Consider the following 17,007-nt stretch of genomic DNA (forward strand, 5'->3'; position numbering starts at 1 on the left):
GATGGCTTCTGTTGGCAAAATCATCCGCCGCACATTCCTGATCGGCTCGGCCGCGATTGTTGGCGGCGTCGCCTTTGGCGCGTATTATGTCACCCGCCCTGCCCCCAACCCGCTGAAACCGAAAGAGGGTGAAGCGGCCCTGAACCCCTTCGTGCTGATCGATCAGAATGGCATCACCCTGTTCGCGCCCCGTGCCGAGATGGGACAGGGCGTGAAAACCACATGGGCCGCGCTGATCGCCGAAGAACTGGACGTCGATCTGGATCAGATCACTGTTCTGCACGGTCCGGCAGCAGCCGCCTATTACAACTCAGCCATGATGGGCGAGGGTTTGCCAAACAAGGGCTATGACATCTCGGACTTCCAGCACAACTTAGGTGAAGCACTGGGTGTTCTTGGAAAGGCACTTAGCCTCCAAGTCACAGGCGGCTCAACCTCGATGAAGGACGGGTTCGAGAGGATGCGGCAAGCCGGCGCCTCGGCCCGTGAAACGCTGAAACGCGCCGCCGCTGATCGGCTGGGGGTCGCACCCTCGGACTTGAAAACAGCGTCAGGCCATGTCATCGCCCCGAACGGTGACAAGATCGCTTATACCGATCTTGCAGTGGAAGCGGCCGGACTGGAACCCGTCGAGGTACCTTTGCGAGACCCGTCCGAATGGCGTTATCTGGGCCGGACACAACCGCGACTGGACATGATGGGCAAAGTGACAGGCACTGCCGAGTTTGGCATCGATGTTCGCCTGCCCGGTATGAAATTTGCTGCCGTGCGCATGAACCCCAAACTGGGTGGCGCGATGAACAGCTTTGACGACAGTGCTGCAATCTCCATGCCCGGGGTCGAGAAGGTTGTTGATTTGGGCACAGGTGTTGCCGTGATCGCGAACAACACATGGCTGGCCAACCAGGCGGTCGAGGCTGTTGAGATCGACTGGGGCGATGCGCCATATCCACCTGATACGGAAGGCATTTTCTCAAAGATTGCCGAGGCGTTTGACGACGCGCCGAACTCGACTATGCGCGACGATGGCGATGTCAGCATGACGCCGGATGGCGCGACCGAGATCACTGCCGAATACCAAGTGCCCTATCTGGCGCACGCCACGATGGAGCCGATGAATGCCACCGCGCTCTATACCGGAGATGCTCTGGAGCTGTGGTGCGGCAATCAGGCCCCGACGCTGATCCGGTTTCGCGCTGCAAACACTGCAAATCTAGACACTGAGGCTGTTCAGATTCACACCACCTATCTGGGGGGTGGGTTTGGCCGCCGGGGTGAGCTGGATTTCGGGGAAATCGCCACCAAGGTCGCGATGGCCGTGCCTGGCATACCGGTCCAGACAACCTGGAGCCGCGAAGAAGACATGCGTCACGACTATTTCCGCCCCGGCGCCATTGCCCGGATGCGCGGCGCTGTTCAGGACGGCAAGGCCGTTCTCATTGACGGCAAAGTTGCGGCGCAGTCCTGCACGCAACAGGCGGTCGAGCGTTACACCGGCTTCCCCGGAGGCGGACCCGACAAAGTGCTGGTCGAAGGGTTCTTCAACCAGCCATATGCCGTGCCAAACTACCGGATGAGCGGCCATGTCGCTGATCTGGCCGTCCCGGTGGGCTTCTGGCGTTCGGTCGGCAACAGCCACAACGGCTTTTTCCACGAGACCTTCATGGACGAATTGGCCCATGCCGCAGGACGCGACCCGCTGGACTTCCGGCTAGATTTGATGAGAACCGAACACGCCCCTTCTGCCGGATGTCTGGAGGCGGTCAGGGAGATGTCCAACTGGACCGGAAAAACACCTGACGGCGTAGGCCGTGGCGTGGCCTTCACCTACAGCTTTGGCACGCCGGTGGCTCAGGTTATCGAAGTGGTCGACCAAGACGGTGCCATCCGCATCAGCAAGGCCTGGATCGCCTGTGACATGGGGCTGGCGCTGGACCCGGAAAACGTCAAGGCGCAGATGTTTGGCGGCATGATGTATGGCCTGTCGGCCGCGTGTTTCGGCGAGATTACCTTCGCCGACGGGGAAGTCGAGCAGTTCAATTTCCCCGACTATGACGCCCTTCGTATGCATACTGCGCCACAAGTCGAGGTGCGCGTTCTGGAGACCAATCGCCATATGGGCGGCGCTGGTGAGCCCGGCACGCCCCCCTCGATGCCCGCACTGGGCAACGCTCTGTTTGACTTAACCGGAAAACGTGCGCGCAGCCTGCCGCTGGTCAATCAGTTCAACCTACTGGTCTGATTGCCATTCACCTTCCCCTGCACCAGTCCGTCGCGCGCCCGCACGGTCCGGTGCTCAAGTCAGGCTGATTTCTGAACTGCCTGACAGGCAATCCCCGTCGCCCATCCCCGCACAGCCATGCCGAAGGCTTCGAACAAGGGGCGTGAAACCGGGTCGTTGATCGCATCCCATTCGGGATGCCATTGTACGGACAGCGTAAATCCGGGCGCGTCCTTGACGTAAATCGCCTCGGGCGTTCCGTCCGGCGCATGCCCATCGATCACCACACGCTGTCCGATGCATTTGATCCCCTGCCCGTGCAGCGTGTTTGTCATGACCTCCTGCGCACCAAACAAGTCGTGGAACACACCGTTTTCGGTCAGTTTCACTACATGGCGCAGTGCAAATTTTTCCTCAAGTGTACCATCAGGCGGCATCCGGTGGTTCATCCGCCCCGGCAGATCGCGAATCTCCGGATAGAGCGTTCCACCCATGGCCACGTTGACCTCTTGAAATCCACGGCAAATGCCCAGAAACGGCTGACCCCGTTCCACACAGGCCCGAACCAGTGGTAAGGTGATCGCGTCACGCGCGCGGTCAAACTCTCCATGCGCCTCGGTTGCAGGTTCACCATATTCTTCGGGATGCACATTGGGGCGACCGCCGGTCAGAAGAAAGCCGTCGCAAACCTCCAGCAACTCCTCAACCGACACATAACGGGGATCGGCGGGGATCAGCAGCGGCAAACATCCCGATACGTTCGCCACAGCGTCAGAATTCATCGTCCCCCCTGCATGGGTCGGGTATTGATCGTTCATGAGGTATGAGTTGCCGATAATACCAACAACGGGTCGAGACATTCCGCTTTCCTTGTTATTCATCCCCTTGGAAAGGAAGCTAACCGCAGCTTCACAGTCGTGCAAGAATACACCTCCTGCGTGACAGCGCAGGGACGTGTTCAGGGGTGCACAAACTTTCTCCCGACAACCAATCAAGTCTCGGCACGCTTTACCCGCCCCAAACTTCAAGTCGGTAACATGCGCCAAACGCTCCTGTGACGGAACTCTCTATGGTCGGATCTATTTCTCTCCGTCCAACCCGGCAGCTTCAATTCCCGCCATCGCAACGGCAGCGTCGTTTTCAGACGTGTCGCCGGTAACTCCAACGGCACCGATCACGTCGCCCTTTCGACCCCGTATCAAGACCCCGCCCGGAACTGGTACGACCTGCCCGCCATACACTCCGTTTACCGCCGCCATGAAGTAGGCTTGCGCCTCGGCCCGCTGCATCTGCGCCGTGCCCGCCATACCCAGCATGACAGAGCCATATGCCTTGCCATGCGCAATCGCAAAGCGGCCCGGTGCTGCATCATCCTCACGCTCGAACGCGATGACGTGGCCGCCTGCGTCCAGAACAACCACTGAAAGTGGCTTCAGCTCCATCTCGCGGCCTTTCTCAAGTGCTTTGCGGATAATGGTGCGGGCTTTGCGAAGGGAAACTTCCATGTGCATTCCTGTGTCTGCATGTCGAAAGAAGAAAGGGGGCAGATCGCCCCCTTTGTATTACGTGGTGGCCGCCTTCAATTCCAGACGGCGCGCGTGCAGGACCGGTTCGGTGTAGCCCGAGGGCTGCACACGGCCTTTGAACACAAGGTCACAAGCCGCCTGAAAAGCAACTCCGTTAAAGCCCGGCGCCATCGGGACATAACCCGGATCACTTGCATTCTGGCGATCCACGACAGCCGCCATTTTCTGCATCGCAGCCATCACCTGTGCATCGTCGACAATGCCGTGATGCAACCAGTTGGCCAGAGCCTGAGACGAAATCCGGCAGGTCGCACGGTCTTCCATCAACCCGATGTCGTTGATGTCGGGAACTTTGGAACATCCCACGCCCTGATCGACCCAACGCACGACATAACCCAGAATGCCTTGTGCATTATTCTCGACCTCGCGCGAGATTTCCGCGTCACCAAGATTGCGCCCCCCCAGCAGGGGAATGGTCAGCAAATCGTCAAGCGTTCCTCGGGCACCCGCCGCTGCAATCTCGTCCTGACGGGCCAGTACGTTGACCTTGTGGTAATGTGTGGCGTGCAAAGTCGCGGCGGTCGGCGACGGCACCCAGGCGCAGGTGGCGCCGGATTGCGGATGGCCAATCTTTTGCTCCAGCATATCGCCCATCCGGTCCGGCATCGCCCACATGCCTTTGCCGATCTGCGCCTTGCCTTTCAGGCCGCAGGCCAAACCGATATCGACATTTCGGTCTTCATAAGACGCAATCCAGGGCGTGTTCTTGATGTCGCCCTTGGGCAGCATCGGCCCGGCCTCCATCGAGGTGTGAATTTCATCGCCAGTGCGATCCAGGAAACCGGTATTGATGAAGGCGACGCGCGATTTTGCGGCGCGAATGCATTCTTTCAGGTTCACCGAAGTGCGGCGCTCCTCATCCATGATCCCCAGCTTTACGGTGTTGCGCGGCAGGCCAAGGATGTCTTCGACCATGTCGAAAATCTCGACCGCAAACGCAACCTCTTCCGGCCCGTGCATCTTTGGCTTCACAACATAAACCGACCCTTCGACCGAGTTACCCCCATCCCGTTGCAGGTCATGCATTGCGATCACAGTGGTGCAGAGCGCGTCCATCAACCCTTCGCCGATCTCGCGCCCTTCGGCGTCCAGAACGGCCGGGTTCGTCATCAGGTGGCCGACATTCCGCACCAGCATCAGCGAACGACCCTTCAAGGTCGCCTGCTCACCTGTCGGTGTGGTGAAGGTCAGATCCTCTGCCAGCTTGCGGGTAAATGTGGTGTCGCCCTTGGTGACGTCTTCGGTCAGATCACCCTTCATCAGGCCCAGCCAGTTGCCATAGGCCACGACCTTATCCGCTGCATCAACACAAGCGACCGAGTCCTCGCAGTCCATAATCGTTGAAAGGGCTGATTCCAACCGGACATCCGCGATACCTGCGGGATCAGAGGCGCCGATGGCGCCAGTCGGATCGATCATGATCTGAATATGCAGGCCATTGTTTTTCAGAAGCACAAAATCCGGCTTGTCTGCCGCGCCACCGAAACCAACAAATTGAGCGGGGTTTGCCAGTGCCGGGGAAAGAACACCTTCTTCAACATGCAGTCCCGACACCTTGGCCCAAGACCCACCCGCCAGAGGCACGGCGTCATCCAGAAAGGCTTTTGCCCAGGCTATCACCCGCGCACCGCGCGCCGCATCATACCCACCACCTGTTGGCAGATCGCCTATCGCATCGGTGCCATAAAGCGCATCATACAGGCTGCCCCATCGCGCGTTCGCCGCGTTCAGCGCAAAGCGCGCGTTGGTGATCGGCACAACCAGCTGCGGGCCCGGCGTCAGCGCAATCTCGGGGTCGACATGTGTCGTGTCGATCTGAAACCCGTCGCCTTCCTCGACCAAATAACCGATTTCCTTCAGAAAAGCCCGATAGTCAGTGGGATCAATGCTCTGACCCTCGCGCGCAATATGCCAGCTGTCGATGCGCCCTTGAATCTCGGCGCGCTTGGCCAGAAGCGCGCGGTTCTTCGGCCCCAGTTCAGACACCAGTCGCGCCAGACCCGCCCAGAAATCCTGCGCCGACACACCCGTACCCGGCAATGCCCGCGTCTCGATAAACTCTGCCAGTATTGGATCGATCTGCAGCCCGCTCAGGGTTTGTCTGCCACTCATCTTCCTGCTCTCCTGCGATTGTGTGCCATTGTATGCGTAAGTGACTTAGGCCGAAAGTTTCCGATAGGCAACTTTCGACTTTGCGTTAGGGTTATTCGGATCGAAGGGAAGCTGTTTCAAAAACAACAAGGGAATGGCGGGGGCCAGTTGCAGCTCTGGAACGATGCCCCTAACGTCGCGCCAGACACGAACCGATGCGAGGCCCCCATGCGCGACGCTGCCCCCACCACGATCTTCCTGAAAGACTACACTCCGTTTGGTTATCTGCTGGACAGCGTACACCTGACCTTCGATCTGTCCGCACATGCAACACGGGTCACGTCGCGTATCGCGTTTCGTCCAAATCCCGACGCGACCGATCGCACCTTTTTTCTGCACGGCGAAGATCTGAACCTGATCCGCGCGTCCATCAACGGAACCGAAGTTTCGCCTGATGTCACGGGCAAGGGCCTGACCGCCGATGTTCCCGACGCCCCGTTCCTCTGGGAAGCCCAAGTTGAGATTGATCCGGGCAACAACACGGCGTTGGAGGGGCTTTATATGTCGAACGGCATGTATTGCACCCAGTGCGAGGCAGAAGGTTTCCGCAAGATCACATATTACCCGGATCGCCCCGATGTCATGTCCACCTTTACCGTGCGTATCAATGGCGACCTGCCGGTTCTGCTGTCGAATGGCAACCCTTCGGGCAAAGGCGAAGGATGGGCCGAATGGACCGACCCGTGGCCCAAGCCTGCTTATCTATTTGCGCTTGTCGCTGGTGATCTTGTAGCCCATCCCGACCGGTTCACCACCAGATCAGGCCGGGATGTGGCGTTGAACCTGTGGGTGCGTCCGGGGGATGAGGGCAAATGCGCCTTCGGCATGGAGGCGCTGAAGAAGTCCATGAAATGGGACGAAGATGTCTATGGCCGGGAATACGATCTGGACGTCTTCAACATCGTCGCCGTCGATGACTTCAACATGGGCGCAATGGAAAACAAGGGGCTGAACATCTTCAACTCTTCTGCTGTTCTGGCCAGCGCTGAGACCTCGACCGATGCCAATTTCGAACGGATCGAGGCGATCATCGCGCATGAGTACTTCCACAACTGGACAGGCAACCGCATCACCTGCCGCGACTGGTTCCAGCTGTGTCTGAAAGAAGGCCTTACCGTCTTCCGCGATGCACAGTTCACATCCGACATGCGCTCGGCCCCCGTTAAGCGCATACACGACGCCATCGACCTGCGCGCGCGGCAATTCCCCGAGGATAACGGACCGCTCTCGCACCCGGTACGGCCCGAAAGCTTTCAGGAAATCAACAATTTCTACACGGCCACAGTTTACGAAAAAGGTGCCGAAGTCATCGGCATGTTAAAGCGGCTGGTCGGGGATGAGGCCTATGCAAAGGCGCTGGACCTCTATTTTGACCGCCATGACGGGCAGGCCTGCACGATCGAGGATTGGCTGAAAGTGTTCGAAGACACCACAGGCCGCGACCTGACCCAGTTCAAACGGTGGTACAGCCAGTCGGGCACGCCGCGTTTGACCGTATCTGACGATTGGGCCGACGGGACCTTTACCCTGACACTGAAACAGCGCACCGATCCCACACCGGGTCAGGCAGAGAAACTGCCCCAGGTGATCCCGATCGCCGTTGGCCTGCTGGGGCCAAACGGGGATGAGGTCCGAGCGACCGAAGTGCTGGAACTGACAGAGGCCGAGCAAAGTTTTCAGTTCACAGGGCTTGCGACAAGACCCACCGCATCAATCCTGCGCGATTTCTCGGCACCGGTCATTCTGGAACACGATCATTCAAGCGCCGAACGCGCGTTTCTGCTGGCGCATGACACAGATCCGTTCAACCGCTGGCAGGCTGGCAGATCGCTGGCGCAGGACACCTTGCTGCGGATGATCTTGGACGAGGCAACCCCGGACGCCGATTACCTTGACGGGCTGCAGGCCGTGCTGCGCGACGACACGCTGGACCCGGCCTATCGCGCCTTGATGCTTGGGCTGCCGACGCAATCCGAACTGGCTGCGGCCTTACACGAACGCGGTCACACGCCCGATCCGATGGCAATCTGGTCGGCGGTCGAAACGCTGCGGCAGGCCACGGCACAGCATGTGCAGGATCTGCTGCCCCGCCTGCACAGCGAGGCGTTGGTTGATGGCCCCTACAGCCCGGATGCCCAGCAATCCGGAAAACGCGCCCTTGGCAGCACGGCACTGGCACTGACCTCTCGGCTGGACGGAGGGGCAATGGCGGCCACTGTGTATGCCAAAGCGGATAACATGACCCTGCAACTGACAGCCCTGTCCTGCCTGCTGCGCGCCCGCAAGGGCGAGGTGCAACTGGCCGCCTTCTATGACCAATGGCAGCATGACCGGCTGGTCATGGACAAATGGTTTGGCTTGCAGGTGACCATGGCCGCACCCGAGGCGACACCGGAAACGGCGAAGGCATTGACCGGGCATCCTGATTTCAACTGGAAGAACCCGAACCGGTTCCGCGCTGTCATGGGCGCGCTGGCGATGAACCACGCGGGGTTCCACCAGTCGGATGGCGCCGGGTACAGCCTGCTGGCTGGTTGGCTGATCCGCCTTGATCCTGTGAACCCGCAAACCACGGCACGGATGTGTTCTGCCTTCCAGACCTGGAAACGGTACGACACCGGGCGTCAGAACCTGATGCGCGCGCAGCTTTCTCGCATTGCGGAAACGCCGAACCTGTCGCGCGACACGACGGAAATGGTATCCCGTATCCTTGGCGCATGACACCTTACAGCTTTACCCGTCGCAACCGAAACTCGCGCACACTGATCATTCTGGCCAGTGTCTACGTGGCACTGCTGGCGCTGGTCATCCTGTTCGACGCCGCTTGGTGGGTTGTCGGCCTGCTGTCTCTGGCCACCCTCCCCGCAATCTGGGACGTGATCCAGAACACCAGCGCTGGCGTGCAGCTGGACCGGGATGCGGTACGCTGGTTCACCGGCAATCGGCAGGGCGATATCCCAGTGCGGGATATCGACCATTTCCGATTTGACACCCGGTGGGACTTTTCCGTTCGCGTATCCATCGTCCTGAAATCGGGGAAACGAATCCGGCTGCCAGATGAGTCTCTGCCACCGCATCGGGAGCTGGAAACCATTCTAAAACAGGCAGGTTTTCGCGTAGACCGTCATCATTTCACTGTTTTCTGAAACACTGCGTGATCTACGGGCTCATTGGACACAAAAAACAAAGTTTATTAAGCAAATTACTTGAATTGAACCCAAGACCGCGCCAGAATTCGGACTCAGTTAAGTGTTTTTACAGTTTTGAGTTTTACCATGTTTCGGTCGATAAGGGCGCTGTTTGCCCAGCCTTCATCCAATCCCACGGACGCCTCAGAAGATCTGTGCGCAACGAAATCAGCGTTGGCTGCTGCCCTGCCTGAACATGGGCAGCTCAACATTCCTGTTGCAACGTCGAATTGCGACAATCTGATTGGACACTCAACTATCGAACATGGGCGCTATCTGGCCAGACAGGATCGCTGGACCGAGTTGTCCGATGAAATGCGTGCAGCGGATCAGGATCGTGCTGCCGTGTCGGATGGTATGCCGATTGCCGATCTTTTGGCGTTCGGGGCCCGATCTGACGTGGTTCTGGCTGCGGAACATGCGCTGTCGGACGGCAAGGCCATATCTGACTACGATTTGCTGGGTGGTATTTCGGAACTGGAAGGCGAGTTGTCGGACAATCCTGGTGATCCGATGATCGCTGCCGTTGTGGCGCTGGCCCATATCGATCTGGCCTGGGCCTGGCGCGGGAACGCCACGGACACGGCCTTGCCGCCCTTGCACCGCTCGCGCTGCGCCGCTCATTTCGACCGGGCCGCTGCGATCCTTCCCAAATGCAAGGCGGATGCACCGGACAGCCCTCTGATTGCGGCCGCCGGTTGTGCTCTGTTGGCCGGGCAGCGCAAGTCAAACGCCCGCGTTGCCGATGAGTACGAGCGCCTGATCACACTGGACCCACGCAATCAGCGTCACATGCGCGCGATGGGCAGCCACCTTTTACCCCGGTGGTTCGGCAGCTACGCAGAACTGGAATTGCAAGCCTTGCGCAATGCCGTCCGGACACAGGATGTCTGGGGCGCAGGTGGATATACGTGGGTGCAATTCGATGCCATCGCTTTGGACGAAGAGGCCTGCGCGCAGGTCGATGTCGAATATTTCCTTGAAGGATTGCGCGATATCGTAGGTCTGCGCCCTGACCAACAGATGATCAATATGTTGTCGGCCTATTGTGCAATCACCATTCAGAATGGTCGCGGGCTGAACGAAAAGGCAGACAATGTCCGCGCCCAGATGCGCGACACCGCAAACTGGCTGATCCGCGATCACCTGACCGAGCTTCACCCCCTGATCTGGGCCCATGCCGCCAACGGGTTCAACAACTCTGTCCGCATCAACTCGCCCGAGCGGTTTGCTGCGCGCGGTCAGCGCGACGCGCTGCGCGCCATCTCGGATTTGTTCCGGGATGAACTACGCAGCGGTAAGGATGTAACCTTCACACCGTCCGGTCTGCAGTTTTCCAAGAACTGAACGCGTCAGGATTCCCCCTTGCCCCTAGGCCCTGCCGGGCCTAATACGCAGGTTTAGACTTCTGCGGAAATGAGGCGCGCCATGCTCGACCTGACATACGAAATGCCCAAACCCAAAACCATTGCCGGGGCCAAGCACGATTGGGAACTGGTGATCGGGATGGAGGTGCATGCGCAGGTCTCATCCAATGCCAAGCTGTTCTCGGGCGCGTCCACAAAATTCGGGGCCGAGCCGAATTCGAACGTGGCTTTCGTGGATGCGGCAATGCCGGGAATGCTGCCGGTGATCAACGAGTTCTGCGTGGAACAGGCAGTGCGCACCGGGCTGGGCCTGAAGGCGGATATCAATCTGAAATCGGCCTTTGACCGCAAGAACTATTTCTACCCTGACCTGCCGCAAGGTTACCAGATTTCCCAGCTTTATCATCCGATTGTGGGCGAAGGCGAGGTTCTGGTCGAGATGGGGGACGGCACTGCGCGCATGGTTCGCATTGAACGCATCCACATGGAACAGGACGCCGGCAAATCGATCCACGACATGGACCCGCACATGTCCTTTGTCGACCTGAACCGGACCGGTGTTTGCCTGATGGAGATCGTCAGCCGCCCTGATATTCGCGGGCCGGAAGAGGCCGCTGCATACATTGCCAAGCTGCGTCAGATCATGCGCTATCTGGGCACCTGTGACGGCAACATGCAGAACGGCAACCTGCGGGCGGATGTGAACGTCTCGATCTGTATGCCGGGCGCGTATGAGAAGTATCAGGAAACACAGGACTTTTCGCATCTAGGCACCCGTTGCGAGATCAAGAATATGAACTCGATGCGGTTCATCCAGCAAGCCATTGAGGTCGAAGCCCGCCGCCAGATCGCTATTGTCGAAGCCGGTGGCAAGGTCGAGCAGGAAACCCGCCTGTATGATCCGGACAAGGGCGAAACCCGGTCGATGCGGTCCAAGGAAGAAGCGCATGATTACCGCTATTTCCCCGATCCCGACCTGCTGCCGCTGGAGATCGAGCAGGCATGGGTGGACGATATCGCCGCCCATCTTCCAGAGCTGCCTGACGACAAAAAAGCGCGCTTTATCAGGGAGTTCGGCCTGACCGACTATGACGCCTCGGTACTGACTGCCGAAGTTGAATCGGCGGCCTATTTCGAAGAGGTCGCGCAGGGCCGCAATGGCAAACTGGCCGCGAACTGGGTGATCAACGAGCTGTTCGGACGTCTGAAAAAAGAAGACCACGACATCACGGAGTCGCCCGTTTCTCCGGCGCAGCTGGGTGGGATCATCGACCTGATTTCCTCTGATGCTATCTCGGGCAAGATCGCCAAGGACCTGTTTGAAATCGTCTATACCGAAGGCGGTGACCCGGCGCAGATCGTCGAGGATCGCGGGATGAAACAGGTCACCGACACCGGTGCGATCGAGGCCGCACTGGACGAGATCATCGCGGCCAATCCGGCCCAGGTCGAGAAGGCCAAGGTGAACCCGAAACTGGCTGGCTGGTTCGTCGGTCAGGTGATGAAAGCCACCGGCGGCAAGGCCAACCCGAAGGCCGTTAACGATTTGGTCAGCAAGAAGCTGAGTTCCTGAACCTTACATTTTGTACAAGCCTGCCAGTGGCAATTGTCAGGTTTGTACAACCAGATTTCCACGATTTCTTAAGAAATGAGGTCAGCTCATCGGCTTGACTTCGCCCGTGATTGCACCCTTTCTTCCGCCCCAGAGAGGTGAGGTATCATGCAGAACAGATTTGATCAGGAACTCGAAGATCGACTGGTGCGTTACGCGGCGATCGACAGTCAGAGCGACGAGACCTCGGCGACCACGCCGAGCACCCCGATACAGTTCGACATGCTGAACCTGCTGAAGCAGGAACTGACCGAGATCGGCGCTAGCGATGTGACGCTGACGGGTGACAGCGTGGTCGTCGCGACCATCCCCGGCACCGCACCCGGCCCGACGGTGGGCTTTCTGGCGCATGTGGATACGGCCCCCCAGTTCAATGCAACGGGCGTCAAGCCGCGGGTGATCAAGGGATATAACGGTGGCGACATTTCCTTTCCGGACGACCCGGATCTGGTGCTGTCCCCGGACGAGAACCCCTATCTGGCCGAAAAGATCGGACATGATCTGATCACGGCGTCGGGTACCACCCTGCTGGGCGCGGATGACAAGGCCGGGGTGTCGATCCTGATGACCATGGCGCGGCATCTGATCGAAAACCCGGATATCCCGCACGGCCCTATCCGCATTGCCTTTACCCCGGATGAAGAGATCGGGCGCGGCGTTACCGAACAGCTGCCCAAGGATCTGGAGGCGGATTTCGCCTATACTCTGGACGGTGCCGAAGTAGGCGAGATCGAATATGAAAGCTTCTCGGCCGACCGCGCCGTGATCCGGATCGAGGGGGTATCGATCCATCCCGGACTGGCCAAGGACAAGATGGTGAACGCAGCCCATCTGGCGGCGAAGATCGTGCAGACCTTGCCGCAGGCCACCATGACGCCCGAAACAACCGATGGCCGAGACGGGTTCATCCATGTCACCGACATGAGCGGCGGATCGTCCGAGATGGAAATCAAGCTGATCCTGCGCGATTTCGAGATGGAGGGCCTTGAGGCGCAACGTGACATCGTACGGCAGGTCTGTGCCGCCGTGCAGGCCACGGAACCGCGCGCGACCATCACCTGCGACATCAGCCACCAATACCGGAACATGCGCTATTGGCTGGAAAACGACATGACGCCTGTTGATCTGGCGCGCGACGCCTGCCGCGAGCTGGGGATCGAGCCGCTGTCGGTCCCGATCCGCGGCGGCACCGACGGATCGCGCCTGACCGAGTTCGGCACCCCCTGCCCCAACCTGTTCACCGGAATGCAGTGCATTCACGGGCCGCTGGAATGGATTTCGGTGCAGGACATGGCAGTGGCGACCGAGCTGTGTCTGTCGGTTGTGACCAAGGCGGCACAGGCTGGCGGCAATAATCAGGGCTGAAAACCGCCGGTCGGGCGACGGCTCTTTCACCCGGGGGTCAGCGTGGTAAGTTGGCGTGAACAGGTATTTAGGAACACTTGATGCAGCTTTTTGAGTACAAGGTCGTCCCCGCGCCGCAAAAGGGCGTGAAAGCCAAGGGCGTGAAAACGGCCGAGGGCCGCTTTGCGGTCTCGGTCGAACAGGTTCTGAACCAGATGGCGCAGGACGGCTGGGAATACCAGCGCGCCGAGCTGCTGCCCAGCGAGGAACGCTCGGGCCTGACCGGATCGACCACAAACTGGCGCAATGTGCTGGTGTTCCGGCGGGTCGTGGCCGAGGAAGTCGATGCGTCGGTGATCGGAGACGTACCCGAGTTTGACGACACCCCGTTGGCCCAACCGATCCCCGGCCCCGGTGTGGTGGCCGCGCCGAAACCAATTTCGGAAGACGCGAATGAGCCGCCCTTGTCGTTGAAAAGCCGGGACCAGGTTGACCAGGATACGGATACCGCGGGCGACAAGAAAGACGCCTGAGACGGATCAGGGTTTGACGTGCGGTTACACCTGCAACACGGTGTGGACCGCAGGTTGAGCAGCCCGCCCGCGGGCGGGCTTGGCGCTGCGGGTGCGATATGTGCTTATCAACCCAGCGAAATCTGTGGCATGTTGACCGGACAACCGGGAGGGATTTTGAAATGGGTATTCGGCAGACACAGGGGCGGGCACGCCTGTATGACAGCATCCTTGATACAGTCGGCGACACGCCCTGTATCCGGGTCAACCGGATCGCGCCGGAGCATGTGACCGTTTATGTAAAGTTCGAAGCATTCAACCCGGCGGGGTCGGTCAAGGACAGGCTGGCGCTGAACATCATCGAGGCGGCAGAACGGGATGGGCGGCTGAAACCCGGTCAGACGGTTGTCGAGGCGACATCGGGCAATACCGGGATCGGGCTTGCCATGGTCTGTGCGGCCAAGGGATATCCGCTGGTCGTGACGATGGCCGAAAGCTTTTCGGTCGAGCGGCGCAAGCTGATGCGCTTTCTGGGCGCGAAGGTTGTTTTGACCCCCAAGGCGCAGAAGGGGTTCGGCATGTATACCAAGGCCAAGGAACTGGCCGAGGAAAACGGATGGTTTCTGGCCAGCCAGTTCGAGACCGCAGCCAATGCCGATATTCACCAGAATACGACCGCGCGGGAAATCCTTGCGGATTTCGAAGGCAAGCAGCTGGATTACTGGGTGACGGGTTATGGCACCGGCGGCACGGTCGCCGGGGTGTCGCGAGTGTTGCGAAAAGAGCGGCCCGATACGAAAATTATCCTGACCGAACCAGCTAATGCCGCCATCGTGTCGTCAGGCTATGTGAACACGCGCAACCACGATCACCAGCCCACCGAAAGCCACCCCAATTTTGAGCCGCACCCGATTCAGGGCTGGACGCCGGATTTCATTCCATGGGTCCTTCAGGAAGCCATCGACAACGCCTACTACGACCAGCTGATCCCTGTTCCGGGGCCGCAAGGGATTGAATGGTCGCGCCGCCTTGCCTCGGAAGAGGGGATATTCACCGGCATCTCGGGCGGGTCGACCTTTGCGGTGGCGATGAAACTGGCCGAAACCGCAGCGCCGGGATCCGTCATGCTGGTGATGCTGCCGGATACGGGCGAGCGTTATCTGTCGACGCCTCTGTTCGAGGGGATCGAAGACGTCATGACGGATGAGGAATATGCGATCTCGGCCTCGACCCCGTCGGCACAGATGAGCGCGGAATAAGGCGCAGCGTCAGGTTCCGATATCCAGCGCCAGCGCGTGGATGCGGGGCACGATATCGCCCAGCGCTTTGTGCACGGCCCGGTGGCGGGCGACGCGGGATTGACCGGCGAATGCGGCGGCGCGGATGCGGACGTTGAAATGGCTTTCGCCGCCTTCCCTGTGGCCTGCATGGCCGCGATGGCTTTCGCTGTCGTCGATCACGTCAAGTTCATGCGGGTCAAAGGCGGCTTGCAGGCGGGTTCGGATTTCGTCGGTCACGCTCATTTTTTTGCTCAGCGGCAAAATTTTTGCCGCCCCCCTCTTCTACTTTCGGCTGCTTAGACTAAACTGCTGCCTCCGAGTCGAAAAGATGCGTTCGTGAGGATAGAGCATGGCGAAATCAGACCCCTTCGGATTCGATATGTCCGTTTCCAGCGCCAAGAAAAAGAACCCGCGCGGGCGCCGGGGCATGTCGGGCGCGTCCGAGACCTCGGTCCGGATCTGCGATCACGACGGGTGTGAAGAGCCGGGCAAGTTCCGCGCCCCCAAGGCACCGGATGTGCTGGATGACTATTTCTGGTTCTGCCAGCAGCACGTGCGCGAGTATAACCAGAAGTGGAATTTCTTCGACGGCACCACCGAGGCCGAGCTGAACGCGCAACGCTCGAAAGACAAGGTTTGGGAACGTGAGACCAAGCCGATGGGAGACCCCGAGGCGCGCGCTTGGGCCCGTCTGGGCATTGAGGACCCGCATCAGGTACTGGGTGCCAACAGCACGCAGAACAAGGGGCGCACCTCGGGTGGAGGTGGACGTCGCCTGCCCCCCACTGAACGCCGCGCAATCGAGATTCTGGAGGCCAATGACAGCTGGACCAAGGCCGAAGTGCGCAAAGCTTACAAGAAGCTGATCAAGGTGCTGCATCCGGACATGAACGGCGGCGACCGGTCGCAGGAAGAGCAGCTGCAAGAGGTCGTCTGGGCCTGGGACCAGATCAAGGACAGCCGGAATTTCAAGTAAGGTCACCGTCAGTCGCCAGCTGTTTACACAGTTTGAACGGATTGTAAGGATGCTGTCTGGAAACCTGTTTCAATTCCCGCGATAGTGGCAGGGTATAGAACCAGAGCTTTTCCCGGAGCGTCCACTGTGCGTATGCCTTTCTTACTGTTGCTTGCCTCTCTTTGCGGGCTGGTCGTGGCGCAGTTCTATCCGACCGAGATGGACTGGCTGTTCCTTTTGTCCCTGCTTTGTGTGTTCGCCAGTACGATCCTTTTGATCCGGGCTTGGTTCGACTGGCGCAGGGCCAACACATGGATCATCGTGGACGGGTCAAACGTGATGCACTGGAAAGACGGCGCACCGGATCTGGCTACGTTGCGGCAGGTTCTGGCCAGCCTGAAGCAAGCCGGGTTCAAACCGGGCGTCGTGTTCGATGCGAATGTCGGGTACAAGGTCGAAGGGGAATACATGAACGACCGGACGCTGAGCCGCGCCCTGGGCTTGCGGGCCAAACGGGTCATGGTGGCGCCCAAAGGCACGCCGGCAGATCCCCTGATCTTGCAGGCGGCGCGGGACAGCAAGGCGCGTATCGTGACAAATGACAGGTTCCGGGACTGGGAAGACGAGTTCCCGGATGTGTTGAAAACGGATCGCCTTGTGAAAGGTGGTTTTCGCAAGGACGAGCTTTGGTTTTCGCTTTGAACGCGCGTCCACAGCTTTACGCAACGATCCCGGTTTCGTAGCGTTCAGGAGTGATACCGACGGGCCCCTGCCCCGAAATAACCGGTTTG

General features: G+C 59.4%; 14 protein-coding genes. 10 read left to right on the plus strand and 4 right to left on the minus strand.

The window, feature by feature from the left end:
• Position 1: 1 nt before the first annotated feature.
• Complete coding sequence (locus I9182_RS07650; protein WP_209597738.1) at positions 2-2,242, plus strand: molybdopterin cofactor-binding domain-containing protein; 2,241 nt, start codon at positions 2-4, stop codon at positions 2,240-2,242.
• A gap of 59 nt (positions 2,243-2,301) precedes the next feature.
• On the opposite strand, the gene I9182_RS07655 is transcribed toward I9182_RS07650, so the two are convergent.
• From I9182_RS07655 to I9182_RS07665, 3 genes are all read right to left on the minus strand, one after another.
• Positions 2,302-3,081: a gamma-glutamyl-gamma-aminobutyrate hydrolase family protein gene (locus I9182_RS07655; protein ID WP_209597740.1), complete on the minus strand. Its 780-nt coding sequence runs from the start codon at positions 3,079-3,081 to the stop codon at positions 2,302-2,304.
• Positions 3,082-3,300: 219 nt separating this feature from the next.
• A complete protein-coding gene (locus I9182_RS07660) occupies positions 3,301-3,726 on the minus strand; it encodes a heme-binding protein (RefSeq protein WP_209504492.1) in 426 nt (141 codons plus the stop codon).
• A 57-nt stretch (positions 3,727-3,783) separates the two neighbouring features.
• Positions 3,784-5,919, minus strand: coding sequence for a malate synthase G (locus tag I9182_RS07665; protein ID WP_209597742.1), 2,136 nt, complete (start codon positions 5,917-5,919; stop codon positions 3,784-3,786).
• Positions 5,920-6,126: 207 nt separating this feature from the next.
• On the opposite strand from I9182_RS07665, the gene pepN reads away from it, so the two are divergent.
• The 7 genes from pepN to I9182_RS07700 all read left to right on the plus strand — a co-directional run bounded on the left by pepN (position 6,127) and on the right by I9182_RS07700 (position 15,240).
• Positions 6,127-8,679, plus strand: a complete 2,553-nt coding sequence (pepN, locus tag I9182_RS07670) for an aminopeptidase N (RefSeq protein WP_209597744.1) — start codon at positions 6,127-6,129, stop codon at positions 8,677-8,679.
• The gene (locus I9182_RS07675; protein WP_209597746.1) at positions 8,676-9,104 is read left to right on the plus strand and encodes a hypothetical protein; all 429 of its coding nucleotides are present in this window, start codon (positions 8,676-8,678) and stop codon (positions 9,102-9,104) included. Before pepN ends, I9182_RS07675 begins: the two co-directional genes overlap by 4 nt.
• 129 nt (positions 9,105-9,233) lie before the next feature.
• On the plus strand, positions 9,234-10,493 hold the full coding sequence (locus tag I9182_RS07680) for a hypothetical protein (protein WP_209504496.1): 1,260 nt from the start codon (positions 9,234-9,236) through the stop codon (positions 10,491-10,493).
• An 81-nt stretch (positions 10,494-10,574) separates the two neighbouring features.
• Positions 10,575-12,086: an Asp-tRNA(Asn)/Glu-tRNA(Gln) amidotransferase subunit GatB gene (gene gatB / locus I9182_RS07685; protein WP_209597748.1), complete on the plus strand. Its 1,512-nt coding sequence runs from the start codon at positions 10,575-10,577 to the stop codon at positions 12,084-12,086.
• Between the two features lie 147 nt (positions 12,087-12,233).
• Entirely contained in the window at positions 12,234-13,490 is a 1,257-nt protein-coding gene (gene pepT, locus I9182_RS07690) for a peptidase T (RefSeq protein ID WP_209504498.1), read from the plus strand.
• Between the two features lie 80 nt (positions 13,491-13,570).
• Positions 13,571-14,002: a DUF4177 domain-containing protein gene (locus I9182_RS07695; RefSeq protein WP_209597750.1), complete on the plus strand. Its 432-nt coding sequence runs from the start codon at positions 13,571-13,573 to the stop codon at positions 14,000-14,002.
• A 161-nt stretch (positions 14,003-14,163) separates the two neighbouring features.
• The gene (locus I9182_RS07700) at positions 14,164-15,240 is read left to right on the plus strand and encodes a pyridoxal-phosphate dependent enzyme (protein WP_209597752.1); all 1,077 of its coding nucleotides are present in this window, start codon (positions 14,164-14,166) and stop codon (positions 15,238-15,240) included.
• 9 nt (positions 15,241-15,249) lie between these two features.
• Here I9182_RS07700 and I9182_RS07705 read toward each other — a convergent pair whose 3' ends face one another.
• Positions 15,250-15,504 (minus strand): BolA family protein, encoded by a 255-nt coding sequence (locus tag I9182_RS07705; protein ID WP_209597754.1) that lies wholly within the window; start codon positions 15,502-15,504, stop codon positions 15,250-15,252.
• Positions 15,505-15,610: 106 nt separating this feature from the next.
• On the opposite strand from I9182_RS07705, the gene I9182_RS07710 reads away from it, so the two are divergent.
• On the plus strand, positions 15,611-16,237 hold the full coding sequence (locus I9182_RS07710; RefSeq protein WP_209597756.1) for a J domain-containing protein: 627 nt from the start codon (positions 15,611-15,613) through the stop codon (positions 16,235-16,237).
• 132 nt (positions 16,238-16,369) lie between these two features.
• A complete protein-coding gene (locus I9182_RS07715) occupies positions 16,370-16,918 on the plus strand; it encodes a hypothetical protein (protein WP_209597758.1) in 549 nt (182 codons plus the stop codon).
• The last annotated feature ends 89 nt before the right edge of the window (positions 16,919-17,007 follow it).

The sequence above is a fragment of the Ruegeria sp. HKCCSP351 genome, assembly GCF_017872535.1.
Lineage (GTDB): Bacteria > Pseudomonadota > Alphaproteobacteria > Rhodobacterales > Rhodobacteraceae > Ruegeria.